This window comes from Streptomyces lacrimifluminis, assembly GCF_014646095.1.
In the GTDB taxonomy this organism is placed as follows: domain Bacteria; phylum Actinomycetota; class Actinomycetes; order Streptomycetales; family Streptomycetaceae; genus Streptomyces; species Streptomyces lacrimifluminis.
Genome location: NZ_BMMU01000028.1, coordinates 41,672 through 63,673, shown reverse-complemented (window position 1 = coordinate 63,673; position 22,002 = coordinate 41,672). Strand labels below are relative to the sequence as shown.

The following is a 22,002-nucleotide window of genomic DNA, read 5'->3' as shown; positions in this document are numbered from 1 at the left end:
CCCCCGGGGCGGCTTTTGCATGGATGAACCACCAAGGAAACTTGAGGATGGTTGTTTGAACCATCCGAACGGTGCCACGATGGGTGCCCGCGTTCTCCCGCAGGCCCCACAGGAGACCCATGCGCGTCACCCCAGTCGAGCCGACCGGGCTGTTCGCCGTCGGCAACGCCGAGCATCCGCGGGGACCCGTCCCACCCGGACCGCGTACGCCACCGCCGAAGCGGTCGCCGTCGGTTCCGGAACCTAAAAGCAACACGGCACCCCATTGACCTCCGATGAATTCTGGTCCACATTTTCATCAGCCGGAGTCAAACTTGGTGAATTGAACCAGCACCAGCATCCGCATCCAGGAGGGCAGCAGCAATGCGCGCAAGAAGACTGACCGGGTCCCTGTCCTGTCTCGTCGTACTGACGTTGACGGCCGCCGGATGCGGCCTCTCCGGAGGCTCCGACGACAGCGGCGGCGCCACCGCCGGCGGCTGCTCGGTCGACAAGGGCAACGTCGGCTCCGGGAAGCTCACCGGTGACGTCAAGGGCAGGATCACGTTCCAGACGACGAACCTGAAGAAGGACTTCGGCGGCTACTTCAACGGGGTCATCGCCGCCTTCGAGAAGGCCCACCCGGATACGACCGTCAAGTGGATCGACGACCCGGGCGACAGCCAGTTCACCCAGCGCCTGGTCGCCGACGCTCAGGCCTGCACCCTCCCCGACGTCGTGAACCTGAACGTCAACACGTCGATAGCCCTCACCAAGGCCGGCTACCTCCTCGACCTCGACAAGAAGGCGCCGGGCTCGGGCGAGTCGTTCGGCGCCTCGATGTGGAAGTCCAGCGTGTTCACCGACGCCTCGGGGGCGAAGGTGCACAGCGCGTATCCCTGGTACTCCGGCGGTATCGCCCAGACCTTCAACGTCGACCTGATGAAGAAGGCGGGCCTGGACCCGGCCAAGCCGGCGACCACGATCCTCGGCATGTTCGACGACGCCCTGAAGATCGCCAAGGTGTCCGACGGCAAGTACTACGCCACCGTCGCCAACCCGATCTGGCGCATCCCGGCCGACTGGCAGCAGATGGGCGTCAAGGTCCTGTCCGACGACGGCAAGTCGTTCACGTTCGCCGACGACCCGAAGACGGTGGCGTGGGTCGAGGCGATGACCAGGATGTACCAGGCCGGCGCGATGCCGAAGGACTCGCTCTCCTCCAACCAGGACGCGTCGACCCTCTATGCGCAGGGCAAGCTCGTCTACGGCTCCACCAACCCCAACTACCTGCGCTTCATCCAGCAGAACAACCCGAGCGTCTACAAGAAGACGGGCGTCGCCCGCTACATGCTGGACGACCTCGGCCACACGGTGGGCGCCCCCCAGTACATCTCGGTGGCGGCAACGAGCAAGAACGCCCCCACGGCTCTTTCCTTCGCCCAGTTCCTGACGAACGCGGAGAACCAGCTGGCGTGGGCCAAGGACCCGAACGTGGTCATCTTCCCGTCCACCACGGCCTCCCTCGACGACCCCTTCTTCCAGTCGGTCAAGGGCACGGACCCCTTCTCCGAGGCCCGCAAGATCGTCGCCGAGGACCGCAAGACCGCCACGGCCGACGAAATCGCCCTGTCCCCGGGCGAGTTGAACGCCATCACGGCCCAGGTGCAACTGGCGATGCAGGGCAAGAAGAGCGCGGCGGACGCCCTCAAGGAGGCACAGTCCAAGGCCGACGAGCTGCTGAAGCAGGGCAGTTGAGGATGACGGCCGTACGTACGATGCCTGACGGCGAGGCGCCCCCGACCGCTCCGGCGGCCCCGGGCGCCCCGGCGCCGCAGTCACCCGGCAGGATGCGCCGCGCGCTGAAGGCGGTCACCCCGGGTCCGACCCCGGACGCGGGCGGCGCGGCCATCTACCGCCGCTGGTGGCTCCCTTGGCTGTGGATGCTCCCGGCGATCGTCGGAGCGGCGGCCTTCGGTGTCTTCCCGTTCCTGAACACGCTGGTCCTCTCCTTCACCGACGCGAAACCGCTCGGCGGCGCGGCGGGCTTCGTGGGCCTCGACAACTACACCCGCATGCTCGGGGACTCGGACTTCTGGCTGGCGACCCGCAACAGTGTGCTGTACGCGGTGATCGTGGTCCCCCTGATGGTCATACTCCCTCTGTTCCTTGCGGTGTTGGTCGAGAAGAACCTGCCGGGCATCGGCTTCTTCCGCTCGGCGTTCTACACCCCGGTGCTGGCCTCCAGCGTGGTCGTCGGCCTGAGCTGGCAGTGGCTGCTGGCGGACCAGGGCCTGGTCAACACCTGGCTGGAGAAGACCCACATCATCAAGGGGGCCATCCCCTTCCTCTCCGACAGCTGGCTGATCCTGCTGTCGGCGATGGGCCTGACCCTGTGGAAGGGCCTCGGCTGGTACATGATCTTCTACCTGGCCGCCCTCGGAAACGTCCCCAAGGAACTCCACGAGGCGGCCTCGGTGGACGGCGCCGGCGCGGTACGCCGCTTCTGGCACATCACGGTGCCCGGCGTACGCACGTCGATGATGCTGGTCGGCACGCTGACGGGCATCGGGTCGCTCCGCGTCTTCACGGAGATCTACATGCTCGGCGGTTCGACAGGCGGCCCCGGCGGCGCCGACCGGACGCTCCCCTTCTACATCAGGGACGTCGGCCTCGACCCGCTGAGCGGCAACGCCGGTTACGGCGCGGCGGTCAGCGTCGCCCTCTTCGTACTGACCCTGGGCCTGACGCTGCTCGCACAGCGCCTGACGAAGGAGAACGAGTCGTGACGACCGTGGCCCCGACCACCTCCGGGGCGCCGACCACTCCTGGGGCGCCCCGCCGACGCTTCCTGCCCCGCTGGCGGGACTACGGCCGCCCGCGCGAACTCGTCGTCCGCTACCTGCTGCTGCTGTTCGTGCTGGCCATCACGATCGGCCCGCTCCTCTGGCAGCTCCTGGCGTCGCTGAAGGGCGTGGGCGAGGACGTCTTCGGCTCGAACGCCTCCCTGATCCCCCACCATCCGACGCTCCGCGCGTACCGCGAGGTCTTCGACCAGGTCCCGGTGGGCACGTACATCAGGAACAGCGTGATGATCGCGCTGCTGTCGATAGCGAGCCAGCTCGCCTTCTCGACCCTGGCCGGCTACATGCTGTCCAAGCCGGGCTGGAAGGGCAAGAAGGCGGTCTGGGTACTGCTGTTGGCGTCAATGATGTTCCCCTTCGAGTCCATCATGGTGTCGCTGTTCCTGAGCATCCGGGACCTGGGCCTCGTCGACCACCTGGCGGGCGTGTGGCTCCCCGGTTTCATCGGCGCGATCAACGTCCTGATCATGCGGGCGGCTTTCCTCGCGGTCCCGCGCGAGATCGAGGACGCGGCGATGCTGGACGGCGCGGGCGAGTGGAAGCGATTCCGCTACCTGTACCTGCCGTCGGCGTACGGCGCGATCCTGGTCGTCACCATCAACACGTTCATCAGCGCCTGGGACGACTTCCTCTGGCCCCTGATCGTGCTCCGCTCGGAGGAACACTTCACGCTGACACTGGGGTTGGCGAGGCTCCAGACGTCGTCGTTCGGGTACGACCAGCGGATGGTGATGGCGGGGTCGGTGATCTCGGTGGTGCCTGTGCTGGTGCTGTTCGTGATCACGCAGCGGTGGTTCTATCGGGGGGTGGCTGCGGGGGCGGTGAAGATCTGACGGCCGGGGGGCGGATGGGGAGACCCCCTGGCTCGATGCCCGCCGACCTTGTGACACCCCCGTGACGGGAATTGTGCCCTCCATCACACGCACACGGTTCACACCCTGATCAGATGACCGGATGCGTGGACCCGCCCCCCTCCGCCCGGCTCTCGCCAGGACCGCCCCCTTTCTGTCGGCTCTCGCCGCGACCGCTCTGCTGCTCACGGCCTGTGGGACGGAGCACGCGGGCACCGGGAGCACCGGCGCCGACGCGGTCCAACCGCCGTCCTCCGCGCAGCTCGACGACCCCGGCAAGGACGGCGTACGGATCACTTCACTGACCCTCCCGTCGACCTCCCCCTCACCCACTCCCTCTCCCACCCGCGACTACTCCGTCTCCGCCGACAGCCTCGACCTCGCCACGGACTCCGAGGTCATCGCCGACTACGAGGTCACCAACGAGGGCACGGAGAGCCTGACTTACTCGGTCGTCTTCACCTTCATGAGCGATGACGGCGGAGCCGTGACCAACCAGACCGCGACCGTGCGCGACGTCGGCCCCGGGAAGACCGTGCGGGGCACGGTCCGGGCCGGGGAGCTTCCGCCCGCCGCGCCACGGGTGACGCGGGCCAAGGTGCTCGAAGTGACCAAGGTCCCCGCGAGCGAGGACCCGGCCGCTCCGGGAACGTGCCCCGCCTCCGGGATCCGGGTCAGCGCCGACGAGGGCGACGCGGCCATGGGACTGCGCGTCGTTGGCTTGCACCTCGACAACTGCGGCACGCGCGACTACACCGTCGAGGGCTACCCCCTGCTGAAGCTGCTGGACAACGACCGCAAGCCGGTCAACGGCATCAAGATCCTCGACGGCAGCAGCGAGATCACCACGGGCGCCGGACCCGACAACCAGCCCCGCCCCGTCACCCTCGCACCCGGCGAGTCGGCGACCGCCGGCCTGGTCTGGCGCAACACCACGACATCCGGCACACCGGTGAACGTCCCCTACGTACAGGTCCGGGCAATGCCCGACGCCGCCCCGGTGACGGTGACCCCGAACCTCGACCTCGGCACCACCGGAAAGCTGGGGGTCAGGCCGTGGGAGAAGGCGGAGCGGTAGCTGGTGCCGCATCAGGCAACGTTCGCCCTGTTCACGACCTCGCGGAGGCGTTCGTCGGCGGCGTGCTTGTTTCACCAGATGATGTAGCGACGGATCATGGGTGCGTCGAGGAGACCGCCGTCGCGCCCGCCGACCGGGAGAGGGTGACGCTCGCCGCGGGCGTGGAGGTGCTGCCGGTGATCACCCAGGGCTGGCAGATATATTTCGTAGCTCGATATATGCTCGATGCATGACCAGACAGAATCCGCCCTTGACGGAACCGCAGTACTTCATCCTTGCTGCGCTCATGGATGGTCCGTTGCACGGTTACGGCATCATCAAGACTGCCGAGCAGGCCACCGACGGGCGGCTCCGGATCGCTGTCGGCACTCTCTACGGCGCGCTGGAGCGGATGGAGCGGGCCGGGCTGGTGGCCGCCGGCCATGAGGAGATCGTGGACGGGCGGGCGCGGCGCTACTACCGGCTCACCGAGGACGGCACCGAGGCGCTCGGCCGGGAGGCGCTGCGGATGCAGCAGGCAGCGGCCGTCGTCATCGGACGCTCGCGGGATGCCGGAGCGGCCCCGGCATGAATCGTCTGCTGCTTGCGGCCTATCCCGAGCCCTACCGTTCCCGGCAGGGAGAGGAGGTGCTGGCCTGCCTGGCCGAGGCGTATCCCGGCCGCTCCTGGCCCCCGCCGCGGGAAGTTGCCGCCCTGGTGCGCGCCGGGGGGCAGGCCCGCGCCCGTGCCGTCGTCGACGACACGGCCCGGCCGTGGTGGCTGGACGGCATCCATCTGGCCGCCCTGGCCCTCGCCGCGCTGGCGCTGGTTCCGTACTTGCAGGATGTGTGGCATTGGGCGCTGCACATCGATCCCGGCCGGAATGCCATCGCCTTCCCCTTCTCCGGCTGGTACCCGTGGGCGCAAGGTCCCGGCGGCCGGACACGGCTGTTGCCCTACGGGGTGCTTCCGCTGGGCTGCCTGATCGCCCTGCTGCGCGGCAGACCGTGGATCGCCCTGCCGGCCGCAGCAGCCATGATCTGGGCCGGTGCCACGTCCCACGGCGGCACCCTCTTCGGCGACGAGGGCAAGGCGGGCCTGAGCTACTACGGTCTCGGCGCCCCGATAACGGCCCGTGACCTGGTGCTGTCGGGGGCACTGTGCGCCGCGTGCGCCGTGCTGGCGCTCTGCCGTCCCAGTCGCCTGCGACGCCGCTCCTACCGCTGGCTGGCCCCCGTCGTACTCGCCATGTTCATTGCCGGGAGCCTGCACATCATCTACGTCAGTCCGGCTTTCCAGCGCGGCTTGTTCGTCCTCGAAGCCACCGCGCTGATCGCCGCGTGGGTGGCGACGGCAGCCACCGGCGACCACCGGTGGCTGATCCCCGTCGCGGCGGTCGCGATCGTCCGCACGCAGGCGATCGTCGTCCAGCCGGACGCGTTCATGCAGTCCTTTCCAGACCTGGTCGTCCTCATCCTGCTGATCGCGCCCCTCCCCGCCCTGGCGATCGCCGCCCAGCGCCGGCAGGGGCAGGCAGTCGCCGAATAGGAGCGGACTCCCGGTGGGCCGGCCGAGCCCGGCGGCCCACGTCGTGTCGGCAGGCGTGCGTGACCGAACTCCCCCAACGGAAGAAACAGAGCGATGACTCAGCACGAATCTCCGTCCCTGCCCGCGCACCGTCCAGGGGCCTCAAGGCAGGCCCCCGAGGGCCCCGACGACCCCAGCCCGTCGCGTACGACACGGCCGTGGATGCCGGCTCTGCTGTACACCCTGGGGTTCCTGACGGTCTACCTGCTCGCCATCTGCACCCCGTGGGGACAACGAGCTGAGAACGCCCTGTTTGATCTCGGTAAAGACAACCCTGAAGATGTATGGATCTACCCCTTGTCAGGAGCGGAATACGGCTCGACGCCCCTGCCCCCGCTGGAATTGAGCGCCAAGCCCACCCTGATGGCGGGCCTGGCCGTCATCGTGGTCCTCACTCTGGTGCGGCGCTGCTGGCGGCAGGGGTGCGCGGCGCTCGGGGTCGTCATTCTCACGGCCGGAAGCCAGGATGTGCTCAAATCGACCATCCTGCCCCGCCCCGATCTGGCGGGCGCGCCGGAGAATCTCCTTGATCAGGGTTTCCCCAGCGGGCACACGGCCATCCCCGCCGCGCTGACCCTCGCCGCCGTCCTCGTGGTTTCCCCCCGCATCCGCCCCTACGTCGCCACGGCCGGTGTGCTGTGGCTCGCCTGCATCGCCGCCTACAGCGCGACCAACGGCGGCCACCGGCCCAGCGAAGTGCTGGGGGCCACACTGTTGGCCTGTGCCTGTTACGGCCTCGCAACCTGGCTGCTGCCGCCAGCCGCCGCGCCAGGCGCCACGCGGAGCCACCGTGCGCTGCCCGTCATCACCCTGACGCTGGCACTGGCCGTCGCCCTCGTTTCCGGCGCACGGAACGACACCCTCACAAGGTCACTAACCTCCGCGGCGGCGGCCTTCATATGCGCGGCCATGGTCTGGTACGCCGCAGTCGGGCGGCCCGCACACACCGCACGCCGCACACGCCCCGCACTGGACTGACCACCCGGCCGGCTCCGGGCGGGAACCGGCGCATCCTGGCAAAGCGGCGGTCCGACGCCACCGCCCAGTCGTAGAAGCCGTCGACGCCCGAGCGGGGATGCGCTACCGCCCTGTGTGTCCTCCCGTACTCCGGTCAACAAGCCGGTGTCGCCCGGCGCGGCAACCGGACGACACCGGACGGCACCGGACGGCCAATGATCACGTGGCTGAACGAGTGCAGGTCCGGGAGATCGACGATGACGAGGGCCGGCGGCTGCTGCGGATCATCCGCAGGGGCACCGGGTCGATGGTGACCTGGCGGCGGGCCCAGATGGTTCTGCTGTCCGCGCAGGGGATGCCCCTGGCGAAGATCGCCGAGGTGTCGTTCAGCAGCGACGACCGGGTCCGCGATGTGATCCACAACTTCAGCACCGACGGCTTCGACTCGCTCTACCCGAAGTACAAGGGCGGGCGGCCCAGGACGTTCAAGCTGCCCGAGCGCCGCGAGATCAAGAAGATCGCGAAGTCCAAGCCGACTGAGCACGACCTGCCGTTCTCGACCTGGAGTCTGTCCAAGCTGGCGGACTTCCTGGTCGCCGAGGGGGTGGTCGACGACATCAGCCACGAGGGCCTGCGCATCCTGCTCCGCGAGGAAGGCGTCTCTTTTCAACGCCTGAAGACGTGGAAGACCTCCCGCGACCCGGACTACGCGGCCAAGAAAGCCCGCGTCGAGCACATCTACGCGATCGCCGACGGCGAGGTCATAGCCGAGGACGGCGAGCCCGAAGTCATCTTCTGCATGGACGAGTTCGGCCCGCTCAACCTCATGCCCCACCCCGGGAAGCAGTGGGCCGAGCGCGGCGGCAAGCACAAGGACCCCGACCGTGGGCCGCGCCGCAGGCGGCGGGCGACCTACAACCGCTACGGCGGAGTACGGCACCTGTTCGCCGCCCTGGACCTGGCCAAGGACAAGCTCTACGGCCACATCAAGCCGGTGAAGCGGCGGACGCAGTTCCTGGAGTTCTGCCGCTACCTGCGCACCCTCTACCCGGACAAGGTCCGTACCGCGATCGTCTGCGACAACTTTTCCCCGCATCTGACCACGAAGAGGTGCCAGCGGGTCGGCACCTGGGCGGCGGCGAACAACGTCGAGATCGCCTACACCCCGACGAACTCCTCCTGGCTCAACCGCATCGAGGCCCAGTTCACGGCTCTGCGCTACTTCACCCTCGACGGCACCGACCACGCCACCCACAAAGAGCAGGGCAGCATGATCCGCCGCTACATCATCTGGCGAAACCGCCATGCCGACGACCGGCACCTACGCGCCGTCGTCGACAGGGCGAACGTTGCCTGATGCGGCACTAGTTGCGCCTTGGGCCTTGGTCGTGGCGGGCGGTTACGCCGGCCGCTAGCCCTTGTGACGTGCTCGGTGGAGCCCTCAAAGCGATCTGGGTCGCCTTGTGGAAAGACCTGAGTGACAACCAGAAGCGTTGATCGCTCGGGCAAGGGTCTACACATCGGTATAAGAGAGACGCCCCGCCGAGCGTTGGGGCGTCGGCACACCCGTGCCCATCCCGAGCGAAATACCCCGCCCGGCCAATGCAACCCCGCCCACCCCTGAAAACGTGGCATCACGCGAACGGTTGGCCGAACTGCGGAAACGCCACCGCATACAGCCATAGCCCCGGTCGGCAGTCACACGAACGAAAGCGCCCTCCGCTCCGTCGGTACTCATGGGGAAGGCAAGGACGTTCGGCAAGAGACGCGTCCTCGCACCTCGAAGTACTCACCAGGAGGACACCGATGAGACGGACCGGACGACGATTCGCGGGCACCCTGCTGGCAGCCGCCATGGCATCAGCCGCGTGCACCTCGGGAAGCAGTGGCGCCGACGAGGCATCGGCATCGTGCGCCTACCTGATCCTGTACGAGGGCCGCACCTACCAGGACGTCGCCGACGTGGAGTTCACGATCGGCCGGCGACTCGGCGAAGCCACCCTGCCGGCCTGCGACGACACCGGCGGCCAGGACGAAGCCGAGGACCCTGGTACGACACTGAGCGCATATGAGGTGGACGGAATCTCCCCGAAGGTGGCCGTCGCAGTCGGGGACTCACCCGATGAAGCCGTCTTCGTCGCTGTCCGCTCCGGCACCGAGCTGCCTGCCGAGGTGCAGAAGCTGACGATCGACGGCTCATGACCGAAACTCCTCGTGGGGGAGAACGGCCAGGTCACCCGGATCAACGGGTGAACCCGCCGCCCCGCGCACCAGGGGACAGCCCGCTCCGGGCGGAACTCGTTTCGTTCCCTGCGGCGGGCGCCCTAGTGTGGCGCGGTGGCGATTCAGGCTCAGGACCAGGTTCCGGCTCAGACTCAAGTTCAGATGATCATTCTCAACGGTGGTTCCAGCTCGGGGAAGTCCGAGATCGTACGGTGTCTGCAAGCCGAACTGCCGGAGCCGTGGCTGGCGTTCGGGTGCGACTCGTTCGTCGACGCCCTGCCGGCGAGGATGCGGGAGTCGGACGCGGGGATCGAGATCGCGGCGGACGGCGAAGTGAGCGTCGGGGCGGACTTCCTGGCCCTGGAGGCCGCCTGGCGGGAAGGCATCGCGGCGATGGTCCGGGCCGGTGCCCGGGTCGTCATCGACGATGTCTTCCTCGGCGGGGCGGCGTCCCAGCAGCGGTGGCGGAAGGCTCTCGGCGAGGCAGGTGACCTGCCCGTACTGTGGGTCGGCGTCCGGTGCGAGAGCACCGTCGCCGCACGCCGCGAGGTCGCCCGGGGAGACCGGGTCCGGGGAATGGCCGCGTCGCAGGCGGATGTGGTTCACGAGGGCGTGGTCTACGACCTGGAGGTCGACACGACGCGTACCGAGTCCCTGGTGTGCGCGCGAACCATTGCCGCCCACGTCCACGACGGCGAGGTGGCTCACAGCCGTTACGCCCTGGACCCGGCCGACTGATCCGGCGTCTCCCTCAACCGGCGGGGCGCGGTTTTGGAGCCCGCAGCCTGCGTGCGAGGCGGCCGAGCAGCACGGCGTTGAACAGCCCGGCCAGGACCGCACCCGCGGAGAAGACCAACGGGCTCAGCCAGGCGAGCGCGGGGTTCCACTCGGGTGACACCACCAGCGAGACGAGGACGGCGAGGATGCTGAGCGGCGCCGTGGCCATGAACGGCCAGATCCCGGAGAACTGCGGGTCCGGCAACACGTACGCGGCGTACAGGAAGTATCCCACCGCCGCCGCGACCACGGCGAGGTACCCGCGCGCGAGCCAGTTGTCGACCGCGGGCGCCAGCAGAGCCTGAATCCCTTGCCGCCGGGGGTGTGCGGCATCAGTCGCGACCGCCGTAACCGTTGCCTTCTGCCCGGAGGAATCCGAGACACTCGGGAGGGTCTCAGGCGCGCCGGGCGATGCGGCGGTACCCGACCTCGCGGCGAGGGCGCCGATCACGGCGGCGTTCACGAGGGCGCAGAGAAGCAGCCACGCGACCCAGTAGCCGACGGCCAGCGCCTCGACCGCCCCGCCGCCCTGGGTGCCGGGACCGAAGGGGAGGACCACGCTCAGGAAGGAGAGGGGTGCCGTGAACAGCGCGGGGATCCCGGCGAAGCCGCTGTCCGGGAAGAGCAACATGGCCGCGACTGAGGCTGCGAAGACGGCCAGATAGCCCCGGGCAGGCCAGTTGTCCGTGGCGAGCGCGAGGAGCCGTCGCAGTCGCGGGAGGCGGCGCGGGCGGGAGGCGTTCGGCATCGCGGGGGCCCTTCGGGTCGGTCCGTGAGTGGTGCGTGGGTGATACGTGGGTGGTGTTCTCCACGGTGGACCGGGGGGGCGCGCTCAGACACGAGTACGGGTACTCATCCCCGTGTGGGGGCAAGGCGGGTTGCCCTCTCGGCATCGTTTCCTCGTAGATCTCAACCAGTCAAATGCCGTACGGGGCAAGTTGGTTCACTGATCGTCGGGCCTGTTGCACAGCCTGCATGAACCGCCGGTTTCTGTTACACGTCACCGCTCCTCCGCACGCGACGGTGACCGGGACATCCCCACCGGCGTGACAGCGAGACGACGGCGCCCCGGCGGCGGAGGCCGCACTGCCCTGGTGAACTCTTCGATGTCCGCCCTGCCGGTCAGCCTTGGACATCGAGGACGGCCGGTACGGCGTCCAGCGCCCCCCGCGCCGACTCCGCCACCCGGATCTCCACGCTCCCCGGCAGTACCGTCCGCTCCAAGTCCACGCCCACCTGAGCGAGTTGATCCACCCCGAGGGTGAACGCGACCGTACGGCACTCGCCCGGAGCCAGGTCGACGCTCTGAAAGGCGCGGAGTTCGAGGGTCCGGGGCCACACCGTCGTACGCAGCGGGCGGATGTACAGCTGGACGACCGAACACCCCGCCCGTTCACCGGTGTTGGTGACATCGACCTCACAACTGACCCCATAACTGGTGCCGTCCCGAACGATGTTCGGAACGCCGTACTCGAACGACGTGTACGTCAGACCCTGCCCGAAGGAGTACAGCGGCTCGGCGTCCTCGTCCACGTACGACCCGTACTCCGTGTCCTTGTGGTTGTAGTAGACGGGGAGTTGGGCCGCCGAGCGCGGCACCGAGACGGGGAGGCGGCCGGTCGGGGCCGTATGGCCGAGGAGGATCTCGGCGATCGCCTCGCCGCCCCAGGGGCCCGGATACCAGGCCGTCAGGAGCGCGGCGGCGCGTTCCGCCGCCTCCGGGACCGCGTGCGGGCGGCCCTGGACCAGGACGACCACCGTGGGTGTGCCCGTCGCCGTCACCGCGTCCAGCAGGGCGTGTTGGGCCTGGCCCAGCCGCAGACCGGCCAGGTCGACGCCCTCGCCGCAGGTCATCTCCGAGACGATCGTCCGGGCGGCGCCGTTGGCGTCGAACTCCGTGTCCGGTGTACGGGCGCTGCTGCCGCCCAGGACCAGGACCGCCAGGTCGGAGGCCGCTGCCGCCGCCACCGCCTCCGGGATGCCGGAGCGGTCGTCGCCGGTCAAGGCGCAGCCTGGAGCGTGGCGGACCTCCGTCCCGGGAAAGGTGAGCCGGTTCAGGGCGGCCAGAACGCTGGTTCCTGTGCCGGGGCGTTGGGGGGCCGTGTAGTCGCCGAGTTGGTGGGCCGTGGTGGCGGAGTGCGGGCCGATGACGGCCATGCGGGAGACCCTGGCCGGGTCGACGGGCAGGACGCCCGCCTTGTTGTGGAGCAGGGTCACGGCCGAGCGCGCCAGCGCCGTGCTCAGGGAGCGGCCGTCTTCCCCTGAAGCGGGCGGCAACTCCGGTGTCATATAAGGGTGTTCGAAGAGGCCCAGGCGGAATTTCAGGGCCAGGACCCGGGACACGGCCGCGTCGAGCGCCGACTCCTTCACCAGGCCGCGCTCCACCGCCTCCGCCAGGTGCGTGAAGCCCTCGTCCCAAAGGCTCAGGTCGATACCGGAGTTGAGGGCGAGAGCGCCTGCCGAGACCTTGTCGCCGGTGATACGGGCGAGGCGGTCCACCGCCAGGCCGTCCGCCATGACCAGGCCCTCGAAGCCCCAGTTTTCGCGCAACAGCCGGTTCAGCAGAGGGCCGTTGGCCGAACACGGGATACCGTCGACCTCGTTGTACGCGGCCATGACGCCCGCGGCACCGGCCCGTACGCCGGCCCTGGCTGCCGGGAGGTGGATCTCGTGGAGTTCGCGGGGGCCCAGCTCCGACTCGGCCGAGTTCCGGCCGCCGACCGTCGCGCCCTGGCCGGCGAAGTGCTTCAGGACCACCGGGGCCTTGTCCGAAGAGAAGCCGACCTGCTCGGCCGCGTTGCCCTGCATGCCTCGCACCAGCGCCTCCGTCAGGCGCGCGGCGAGGTACGGGTCCTCGCCGAAGCATTCCTCCGTGCGGCCCCAGCGGGGGTCGCGGGCGATGTCCAGCGCCGAGACCAGCGCCAAGTGGCCGCCCCGGGCGCGGAGTTCGGCGGCGGCGTGGGATGCCGCCCGCTCGTACAGCTCCGGGTCCCAGGTGGCGCCGACGGCCAGGTTGACGGGGAGGACCGTGCCGTCGAGGGCCATGAGGCCGTGCGGTACCTCCTCGACGAAGAGAGCGGGAATGCCCAGGCGGCTGCGTTCGAGTACGTGCCGTTGGACCAGGTGGGCCAGTGCCGGGCCCGCCTGCGCGTCGGCACCCGTCGAGTGGTCGACGCCGGACCAGGCGTCGGCGCGCAGCAGCCCGTACAGGGCGCCGAGTCCCTCGAAGCGGTCGGTCTCCTCGTACAGGGCACGGGTCAGCTCGAACTCGCCGTCCGGGCGGCGGCGGTAGGCGTTCCAGCCGTACATCCGCTGGTTGAGCTGGCCGACCTTCTCGCGCAGGGTCATCCGGGCCAGGAGGTCGGCGACGCGGGCGTCGACCGGGGCCGCCGGGTCATGGTAGAGAGGGGTTTGGACCTGTTGCCGCTGGAGTGTGTTCAAGCGCGTTCTGGTGAGCGGGAGTGAGCGCGCGGGGCCTGTGTCGTGTCGCGCGTCTCGGCCGTGGTGTTGATTCTCGGTAGGGAACTGACGTTCTTGCATCGAATGCGTGACCTTCCCGGGTGGCACTCGTTCCTCATGGCGACGGATCTTCGGATGGGGCCGGGCGGGGGTGACAGGGTGGGCGAGCTAAGGAGCATTGCGCCGCCATTCGTCGCGTCCGGTCCGAGTGGTGTGGCCGTCCGTACCCGCCTCAAGGACCTGACGCCGGACGATGAGAAGGTGCTGCGCCTGCTGGGTGCGCATCTGGGGTCGCTGGCTTCGAGGGATCTCAAGACACGGTGTCGGGACGGTCTTTCGCATACTGGTGAGGCGTGGGCGGTGCGTAAGCGGGAGCTGACGCCGCTGTCGTCGTCGCGGTGGGCGGGGTCGATTACCAAGGCTACGCATGACCAGTGGGCGCTGGCCCGCCGCTGCCAGCTCGCACACATCCAGAACCTGGAAGCGGGCGTCCACACCATTGAGGACCGCCTGGCACTGCCGGTCGGACAGAAAGGGACGAAGAAGGCGCCGGGGGGTTACCGCTCCCAGCGGGAATGGCATGCCAAGTCGCGGCGGCTTCGGGCGCTTCAGGATCGGCTGGCCGCCGTGCGTGCCGACCGCGAGGCAGGCGTCGTGCACGTCGTACGCGGCGGCAAACGTCTGGCCCGTGCCCGGCATCACCTGGACGCGGCGCAGCTGACCGAGTCCGAGTGGCGCCGGGGCTGGGAGGCGGAGCGCTGGTTCTGCCAGGCGGACGGCGAGTCCGGCAAGCGCTACGGCAACGAGACGATCCGGATCAGTCCGGACGGCGAGGTGAGCATCAAGCTCCCCGCGCCACTCGCGCATCTGGCGAACGCCCCTCACGGGCGGTACGTCCTGGCCTGCCGGGTTACGTTCGCGCACCGGGGCGAGGAGTGGGCTGACAGGATCGCGGCCAACCGGGCTGTGGCCTACCGCATCCACCTCGATATCGGACGGGACCGCTGGTATCTGACCGCCTCCTGGCAGATCCCGCCCACCCCCACCCTCCCCATCGAGGCCGCCCTCGCCCACGGCGTGATCGGCGTCGACATGAACGCCGACCACCTCGCCGCCTGGCACCTCGACACCCACGGCAACCCACCGGCAACCCGCACCGTTTCTTCTACGACCTCACCGGCACCGCCCAGCACCGTGACGCCCAGGTCCGCCACGCCCTCACACGCCTCCTGCACTGGGCCCAAACGTGCGGCGTCAAGGCGATCGCGGTCGAGGACCTGGACTTCGCCGCCGAGACGACCCGGGAAAAATACGGCCGCCGCAAACGCTTCCGCCAGCTGATCTCCGGCATGCCCACCGCCAAGTTCCGCACCCGGCTCGCCTCGATGGCGGATCAGACGGGCATCGCGGTCCTCGCCGTCGACCCCGCCTACACCAGCCGCTGGGGCGCCCAGCACTGGCAGAAACCCCTCACCACCACAACCCGCACAACCACCCGCCACGATGCTGCCGCCGTGGCGATCGGAAGGCGCGCCCAGGGACACCCGATCCGGCGACGGACGACACCGCCCCCACACGACCGGAGTGATCGTGCGGAGCATCGGACCGCCCAGGCCAGACCGAGTGTTCCTGGGCGTGAGGGAACCCGCCCCCGCATCCCCGGACCACGGACACGATCCGTGCCGCCAGGACGCGGAGCGAACGCGGGCAACCAGAACGCCCAACACCGTCCGGGGCGTTCGGTCGAGCATGATTTCTGGCAACAGGACTCACTCCCGCTCAGTCTCTAGGAACGGTCACTTTTCCTTCTCCGGGTAGGTAACGGCGCCGTCGTGGGCGAGGCGGGCCAGGGCCACCGCACCCCGGCTGCCGTCCGGGACCCAGTGCGCGACCAGGCCGAGGGCGCTGAGATGCCGGTCCAGGGGAGCGGTCAGCGGGCCTTCCGGGCCGAGCAGACCGCCCGTCGCGACCACCGACTCCCCCGGCGCCGGCTCCAACGCCCTTACGCAGTCGGCGAGATGACCGGCCGCCTCCCTGAGGATCGCCCCCGCGAGAGCGTCCCCCGCCCGAGCCGCCTCGGCGACCAGCGGGGCCAACCGGGCCAGCCGGACCGGTGGTTCGGCCATGACAGCGGGGAGGACGTGCCGGCGATAGGCCTCGCGGGCGGTACGGGACCATGCCCGACCGCCACCACCCCCACCCTCGTACCCCTCGCGTTCCCCGTACTCCTCGAAAGCCGACACCTCGCCCCCGGAGGGGAGAACCGCCTCCGGCACCCCCAACTCCCGTCCCACCAGCACCGCCAGAGCCGTGTCGCCACCCCGCCGGTCCGCCATGCGCAGGGCGACCCGGACCGCTTCCCGGCCGATCCAGAAGCCGCCACCGTCGTCGCCGAGGAGCCAGCCGTCGCCGCCGACCGTCTTCTCGCAGTGGCGGGCGGTGATACGCATCGCGACCGCGCCCGTACCGGCGACCAGGGCCAGGCCGTCAGCCGGGGTGTCCGGGGCGGCGGCGAAGGCGGCCTCGATGTCGCTGCTGATCCGGATCTCGCGCGCGGGGATGCCGAGGCGCCGCAGGGCTTCCGTCAGCGCGGTGAGGGCGTTGACGCGGCCGGGTTCGTCGGCGGTGCCGGCGGCGCCCGCGAAGCCGCCCGCGACGGCGACGACCCGGGGGCGGTCCGGCTCCGGCACCGCCCCCGCGAGAGCCTCGACGAGGTGCTCGGTGAGCTGCGGCACGGGGACGGTGAGAGCGTTGCCCGGCCCCGCGACGCCCTCACCGAGCGGGCGCCCGTCGGAGGCGGACGCCAGCACGGCACGCGTACGGGTGCCACCGGCGTCGAGCCCGACGACGAGGGCGCCGCCTGCCCGGACACCGTGTTCGCCCCGGCCGGGATCCCGACCCAAATCTTGGTTCAATTCATTGCTCATCGCGCACTATGGTGGTTCATACATTCGCCGAGGACAAGACCCGACTCGCGGCCCGGCGCAGTCACGCACGTCCGAGGAGGACCCGTGAGCACTTCCCCTGCCCCCTCTTCCGCCCCTCGTTTCGGCGTCAACTACACGCCGCGCCGGGGCTGGTTCCACTCCTGGTACGACTTCGACGCGGCCCTCGCCCGCGAGGACCTCGACCAGATCGCCGGGCTGGGCCTGGACCACGTACGGATCTTCCCCCTCTGGCCGCTGCTCCAGCCGAACCGCACGCTGATCCGCGCGTCCGCCGTCGACCAGGTGGCCCAGCTCGTGGACGTGGCGGCGGAGGCGGGCCTCGACGTCATGGTGGACGGCGTGCAGGGCCACCTCTCCAGCTTCGACTTCTACCCGGAGTGGACCCGCAGCTGGCACCACCGCAACGTCTTCACGGACCCGGAGACGATCGAGGCGCAGGCCAACCTCCTGCGCACCCTCGGCAGCGCCCTGGCCGGCCGCCCGAACCTCCTCGGCCTCCAGCTCGGCAACGAGCTCAACAACCTGGTCGAACACAACCCGGTGACGGTGGCCGACGTCGACCACTACCTGGACACCCTGCTGGCCGCCGCGCGAACAGGGCTGGGATCGACGGCGGGCCTGGTCACGCACTCCGCGTACGACGCCGCATGGTATGGCGACGACCACCCCTTCACGCCGGAGGCCTCGGCCCGCAAGGGCGACCTGACGACCGTCCACCCCTGGGTGTTCTCGGCCGACTGCGCCCGCCGCTACGGCCCCCGCTCCCCCCAGGTCGAGCACCTCGCGGAGTACGGCGTGGAACTGGCCACCGCGTACGCCGAGGACCCCGCCCGGCCCGTCTGGGTCCAGGAGACCGGCGCCCCCGAACCACACATCCCGGCGGCCGACGCCCCCGGTTTCGCCCGCGCGACCGTACGCAACGCCGCCGGGTGCGCCAACCTGTACGGGGTCACCTGGTGGTGCTCCCACGACGTCGACCGCTCCCTGGCCGACTTTCCCGAACTGGAGTACACCCTCGGCCTGTTCGACGCCACGGGCCGCCCGAAACCCATCGCCCAGGCCCTCGCGGAGACGGTCGCCGAGCTGCGCGCCGAACCCCGCCCGACAGAGCCCCGTACGACCGCCCTGGCCCTGGTCCGCACACCAGGGACTCGTTCGATTTCGGGCCCTGGAGGCGCGTACTTCGAGGCGTGGATGCGGCTACGGGCGGAGGACGTACGCCCGGCGGTGGTACTGACGGAGCACGCCGAGGACGAGACCTACCTGACGGCACGCGGCATCAAGGAAGTCGTCCGCCCCCTTTGACCGGGTCGAACGACGAGAGCCGAGGAGACACCCCCGACCGCGGCCCTGCCCGGAGGCCTGCGGCAGGGGGCCACTCCCCGGGCACCAGCCCAACCAGAAGCCAGCAGCAAAGGGCCGTCCCCGAGACTCGGGTCCGGCCGGAGCCCAGCAGCAAGGGCGAGCGCTCCCAGGGCGCGAGTGACCCGGCGCAGGCAGGGACCGGCCTGCTTCAGGGGCGCGGGGCTGTGACATGTGCGGCTCCGCCACATGGGCGCGACCAGCCGCCACCGGCCCGCACCAAACACACCACCTCAGACGCCCCCCACCAACACCTCGGCCAACGCCCGCAGATTGACCCGCCCCCGCCCGTAAGAACACCACGCACCCGCACCGGAACGAGCACCAGCACCAGCACCAGCACCAGCACCAGCACCAGCGTCCGGCAACCCCGTCTCCACCAGCACCGCATCCCCCCGCCCCGCCACCAACGCCCCCCGCAGCTCCCCCTGCCACGGATACAACCCCGCGTCCGACGTGGCGACCACCAGCGGCACCCCGGCCGCCCACCGCAGAACCCCCTCGACCAGGGCCGCCGGATCCACCGGAGCCTCGTTGAGCGCCATGCCCGAAGCCGTGGGATCCAGCGCGCGCACCGCGCTCAGCAGATCCTCGCCACCCCAGTTCAGCGCGGGATGCGGCGGCGGGAACAGATCGAGGACGTACGCACCCCGCCCCGGAGCCGACACCGCACCGCCTCCGGAACCGGTGGAGCCACCCCGCACAGCCCGCCGAGCCGCATCGAGCCCCGCACCCGCGTCCCACGGCTCGACCGCGCTCTCCCTCGCCCCCTCCCCCACCGCGCCCGCATACCGCTCCGCCAGCTTCCGCACCCGCCCGGCGGCCTCCCGTACCCGCTCCTCCGCGAGCATGCCGTCCCGCAGCGCGCCGATCACCGCGTCCCGGCAGGCCAGGGTGGTCGCCAGGTCCGGTACCGCCACGATCACCTGGTCGGCGCCCGCGGCGAGGGCGAGCCGGGCGCCGGCCGCCTCGCCGTACCGGTCGGCGATCGCCTTCATCTCCAGCGCGTCGCTGACCAGGACCCCGTCGAAGCCGAGGTCGTGGCGGAGCAGGTCGCCCAGGATCCGGCGGCTGAGGGTCGCGGGCCGCTCCGGATCCAGCGCCGGGTACACCACGTGTGCGCTCATCAGCATCGGCACGCCCGCCGCCACGGCCGCCCGGAACGGCTCGACATCGGCACGGATGTCGTCGTACGACCGCAGGTCGACCGCCATCTCGTGGTGGCTGTCGGTCACCGTGCCGCCGTGGCCGGGGAAGTGCTTGGCGCAGGAGGCGATGCCGCGTGCCTCGGTCGCCGTGATCCAGGCCCGTAGGTGACGGGCGGCGAGTTCCGGACCGGCGCCGAAGGAGCGGGTGCGGACGATCGGGTTGTCGGGGCGGTGCTGGAGGTCGGCCACGGGGGCGTACGAGACGGTGATGCCCAGCGAGGCGAGGTGACCGGCGAGGGCGTCGGCGCAGCGGGCGGTGAGATCCGGGTCGTCGACGACACCGAGGGCGTACGAGCCGGGCACCTCGGGCGCGCCCGCGGCGACGAGGTGGCCGATGCCGCCGCCCTCGTTGTCGATGGCGACGAGGAGGTCGGGGCGCAGGGCGCGCAGTTCGTCGGTGAGGCGGCGGACCTGGTCCGCGTCGCGCACGTTGCGGGTGAAGAGGATCACCCCGCCGAGGCCGCGCCCGATGAGCCGCTTGAGGGTGTCCGGGACGCCGGTGGTGCCGTCGAAACCGGCGACGAGGCATCGGTGGACGGCCTCGTCGAGGTCGACGGGCAGGTCGACGGGCAGGTCGAGGGGCAGGTGGTGCTGGGGCTGCTGCATCGACTTCATCGGACGGCCTCTGGGTTCGCGGGAAGGTCCCTGGATGATAGAAGTCACCAAAACTTCTGCACAAGGTGAATCAAACAACCAGAATCCTCGCCTCATTTGCCCCGCACATGCCGAATACGCCCCTCGCGCGCCATGACACGGACGCCGCGCATTCACCCACGCCCCCCACGATGCGCCCATGAACCGCACCGCCCTCGCCCTCGCCGCACCCCTGTGCGCCCTGCTGGCCACCGCCCTCCCCGCCCACTCGGCGGACCGTTCCGCCCCCGGGTCCGTCTCCGGGTCCGTCTCCGCCGACAGCTACGGCACCAAGGCCTCGTACGCCCCCCAGCAGAGCCTGCGGAGCTACCAGCAGCCCCCGAGGGGCTTCGTCCCGGTGTTCACGGAGAACGTCTCCCGGCACGGCTCCCGGGCTGCGACCGACAGCTCGGACGGCGACCTGATCCTCAAGCTGTGGGACCAGGCGGCGAGCGAGGGGCAGCTCACGGCGCGCGGCAAGGAGTTCGGGCCGAAGGTGCGGGCCCTGCTCGCCGCCATGGCCGAGGTCGGCTACGGCAACCTCAGCGGACGCGGAAAGAGCGAGATCGCGGGCACCGCCGTCCGGATGGAGAAGCGCCTGCCGGGCCTCTTCGCCGGCATCGCGAGGAACGGCGAGAGGATCGACGTCGTCAGCTCCGGACAGGGCCGCGCCGTCGACAGCGGCCAGCTCTTCGCGGACACCCTCGCGGCCACCGATCCGGCGCTGGGGCCGCTCATCGGCGCGGCCCGCACCGACAAGGACCTGCTCTACTTCCACAAGGCCGCCGGCGGCGCCGCCTACCGCGACTACATCGCGAACGACCAGCGCCTCGCCACCACCCTCACGTCGATCACCGACCAGCCGGCCACCCACCGCGCCGCCTCGGACGTACTGCGGAAGATCTTCAAGCGGGCGTTCGTCCAGCGGATCGTCGACGGCGACTTCTCCTCCGTCGGCAGCGCGGTGGCAGCGGCCGAGGCGGTCTACAACCTGTACGGCATCGCCCCGGCCATGAGCGACGAGAGCCCCGGCGGCAAGGGCTGGCACATGGACCGGTACATCTCGCAGCGCGACGCCGCCTGGTTCGGATATTTGAGCGACGCCGAGGACTTCTACGAGAAGGGTCCCGGCTTCGCCGACAGCGACATCACCTACAAGATGGCGAACGTCCTGCTCGACGACTTCTTCAAGAAGGCCGAGACCGCGCAGGACAGCACGGCCGACGCCGGCACCCTCGGCGCCGAACTGGGCTTCACGCACGCCGAGGAGATCATCCCGCTGGCAGCGCTGATGGGCCTGCCCGGCAGTACGCGAGGGGTGAGCGCCCAGCGGCCGTACACGTACGGCGACAACCCGTGGCGGGGCGCGGCGGTTGCGCCGATGGCCTCGAACATCCAGTGGGACGTGTTCCGCAAGGGCGACACCACCCTCGTACGGATGCTCTACAACGAGAAGGAGACCGCCTTCAAGGCAGGCTGCCGACCGGTGTCCAAGGGCAGCAAGTTCTACGCCCTGGATGAGCTGGAGCGCTGCTTCGGCCGTACTTCCTGACGTACGACGCGCGGCGCGCATATACGGATACCCCGTACCCCTATACGTCACCTGGGCTAGCATGACCCGCGTGACAGCCCGCGCCCAGCGACAGCAGCGCACGCACCCACCGTCCTGGTGGACGCGTGCGTTCGTCGTGCTCGGGCTGCTGGCCGGTGTCCTCGCGATGCACGGCCTCACGCCGGGTGCCATGTCCGGCGGAATGACGGACAGCGCCCATCACGGGCACCGGGCGCAGGCCTCGCAGGCGATGAGCATGCGGGCAGGGTCTGCCGACGAATCCGTCTGCCACGGCTCCGGCTCGCACGGCGGTCACACCAAGCACGCCGACTCGACCTGCGCGTCCGGCGCCGTCCCGGCCGGGCATACGTTCCCGGTTCTCGCGCCCGACCCGGCCGGGGCCTCGGTCCTGGCCGCCCGTGCCGACCGCTCGCCGCCCCGGTCCCCCGAGGGCGCCCGCGCGCCACCGTCCCTGGCCGAACTCCAACTCCTGCGGATCTAGAGGCCGCCGCACGCCACCGGCGTGTCCGCCAACCTCAATTCCC

17 protein-coding genes and 2 pseudogenes are annotated in these 22,002 nt (G+C 70.2%); 14 read left to right on the top strand and 5 right to left on the bottom strand.

Translation table 11 applies throughout. The features are described from left to right. Positions 1–363: 363 nt before the first annotated feature. The 4 genes from IEY89_RS31665 (at position 364) to IEY89_RS31650 (ending at position 4,772) form a co-directional block, all read left to right on the top strand. Complete coding sequence (locus IEY89_RS31665) at positions 364–1,737, top strand: extracellular solute-binding protein (RefSeq protein WP_189150956.1); 1,374 nt, start codon at positions 364–366, stop codon at positions 1,735–1,737. A 2-nt stretch (positions 1,738–1,739) separates the two neighbouring features. After that, on the top strand, positions 1,740–2,768 hold the full coding sequence (locus tag IEY89_RS31660; protein WP_189150955.1) for a carbohydrate ABC transporter permease: 1,029 nt from the start codon (positions 1,740–1,742) through the stop codon (positions 2,766–2,768). A 5-nt stretch (positions 2,769–2,773) separates the two neighbouring features. Then, positions 2,774–3,676 carry a carbohydrate ABC transporter permease gene (locus tag IEY89_RS31655; protein WP_373287317.1) on the top strand — a complete coding sequence of 301 codons (903 nt, stop codon included), beginning with the start codon at positions 2,774–2,776 and terminating at the stop codon, positions 3,674–3,676. Between the two features lie 121 nt (positions 3,677–3,797). Continuing rightward, positions 3,798–4,772, top strand: a complete 975-nt coding sequence (locus IEY89_RS31650; protein WP_189150953.1) for a DUF4232 domain-containing protein — start codon at positions 3,798–3,800, stop codon at positions 4,770–4,772. A gap of 11 nt (positions 4,773–4,783) precedes the next feature. Here IEY89_RS31650 and IEY89_RS41720 read toward each other — a convergent pair. After that, positions 4,784–4,870, bottom strand: a pseudogene (locus IEY89_RS41720) (transposase); the annotation flags it as partial. A gap of 131 nt (positions 4,871–5,001) precedes the next feature. Here IEY89_RS41720 and IEY89_RS31640 point away from each other — a divergent pair. The 6 genes from IEY89_RS31640 (at position 5,002) to cpt (ending at position 10,256) form a co-directional block, all read left to right on the top strand. Next, complete coding sequence (locus tag IEY89_RS31640; protein ID WP_189150951.1) at positions 5,002–5,343, top strand: PadR family transcriptional regulator; 342 nt, start codon at positions 5,002–5,004, stop codon at positions 5,341–5,343. Next, a complete protein-coding gene (locus IEY89_RS31635) occupies positions 5,340–6,299 on the top strand; it encodes a hypothetical protein (protein WP_189150950.1) in 960 nt (319 codons plus the stop codon). Before IEY89_RS31640 ends, IEY89_RS31635 begins: the two co-directional genes overlap by 4 nt. Before the next feature lie 93 nt (positions 6,300–6,392). After that, the gene (locus IEY89_RS31630; RefSeq protein WP_189150949.1) at positions 6,393–7,316 is read left to right on the top strand and encodes a phosphatase PAP2 family protein; all 924 of its coding nucleotides are present in this window, start codon (positions 6,393–6,395) and stop codon (positions 7,314–7,316) included. A gap of 202 nt (positions 7,317–7,518) precedes the next feature. After that, positions 7,519–8,652: an IS630 family transposase gene (locus IEY89_RS31625; protein ID WP_189150948.1), complete on the top strand. Its 1,134-nt coding sequence runs from the start codon at positions 7,519–7,521 to the stop codon at positions 8,650–8,652. Positions 8,653–9,101: 449 nt separating this feature from the next. After that, positions 9,102–9,497, top strand: a complete 396-nt coding sequence (locus IEY89_RS31620) for a DUF6281 family protein (protein ID WP_229695507.1) — start codon at positions 9,102–9,104, stop codon at positions 9,495–9,497. Positions 9,498–9,680: 183 nt separating this feature from the next. After that, positions 9,681–10,256: a chloramphenicol phosphotransferase CPT gene (cpt, locus tag IEY89_RS31615; protein ID WP_189150947.1), complete on the top strand. Its 576-nt coding sequence runs from the start codon at positions 9,681–9,683 to the stop codon at positions 10,254–10,256. 13 nt (positions 10,257–10,269) lie between these two features. Here cpt and IEY89_RS31610 read toward each other — a convergent pair whose 3' ends face one another. Both IEY89_RS31610 and IEY89_RS31605 read right to left on the bottom strand, forming a co-directional pair. After that, positions 10,270–11,043, bottom strand: a complete 774-nt coding sequence (locus IEY89_RS31610) for an SCO4225 family membrane protein (RefSeq protein ID WP_189150946.1) — start codon at positions 11,041–11,043, stop codon at positions 10,270–10,272. 374 nt (positions 11,044–11,417) lie between these two features. After that, a complete protein-coding gene (locus IEY89_RS31605) occupies positions 11,418–13,643 on the bottom strand; it encodes a glycoside hydrolase family 3 N-terminal domain-containing protein (protein ID WP_229695516.1) in 2,226 nt (741 codons plus the stop codon). A 270-nt stretch (positions 13,644–13,913) separates the two neighbouring features. Between IEY89_RS31605 and IEY89_RS31600 the strand changes: the two are divergent. Continuing rightward, a pseudogene (locus IEY89_RS31600) lies at positions 13,914–15,544 on the top strand (nuclease/transposase family protein). Between the two features lie 6 nt (positions 15,545–15,550). On the opposite strand, the gene IEY89_RS31595 reads toward IEY89_RS31600, so the two are convergent. Then, positions 15,551–16,681, bottom strand: a complete 1,131-nt coding sequence (locus tag IEY89_RS31595; RefSeq protein ID WP_189150944.1) for an N-acetylglucosamine kinase — start codon at positions 16,679–16,681, stop codon at positions 15,551–15,553. Positions 16,682–16,765: 84 nt separating this feature from the next. Here IEY89_RS31595 and IEY89_RS31590 point away from each other — a divergent pair, with 84 nt between their 5' ends. After that, the gene (locus IEY89_RS31590) at positions 16,766–18,007 is read left to right on the top strand and encodes a glycoside hydrolase 5 family protein (protein ID WP_189150943.1); all 1,242 of its coding nucleotides are present in this window, start codon (positions 16,766–16,768) and stop codon (positions 18,005–18,007) included. Positions 18,008–18,297: 290 nt separating this feature from the next. Here the strand turns inward: IEY89_RS31590 and IEY89_RS31585 are convergent, their stop codons facing one another. Then, positions 18,298–19,887, bottom strand: coding sequence for a glycoside hydrolase family 3 N-terminal domain-containing protein (locus IEY89_RS31585; RefSeq protein WP_373287315.1), 1,590 nt, complete (start codon positions 19,885–19,887; stop codon positions 18,298–18,300). A 178-nt stretch (positions 19,888–20,065) separates the two neighbouring features. Here IEY89_RS31585 and IEY89_RS31580 point away from each other — a divergent pair, with 178 nt between their 5' ends. Next, the gene (locus IEY89_RS31580; RefSeq protein WP_189150941.1) at positions 20,066–21,457 is read left to right on the top strand and encodes a histidine-type phosphatase; all 1,392 of its coding nucleotides are present in this window, start codon (positions 20,066–20,068) and stop codon (positions 21,455–21,457) included. A 70-nt stretch (positions 21,458–21,527) separates the two neighbouring features. Continuing rightward, on the top strand, positions 21,528–21,959 hold the full coding sequence (locus tag IEY89_RS31575; protein ID WP_189150940.1) for a DUF6153 family protein: 432 nt from the start codon (positions 21,528–21,530) through the stop codon (positions 21,957–21,959). Positions 21,960–22,002 lie beyond the last annotated feature (43 nt).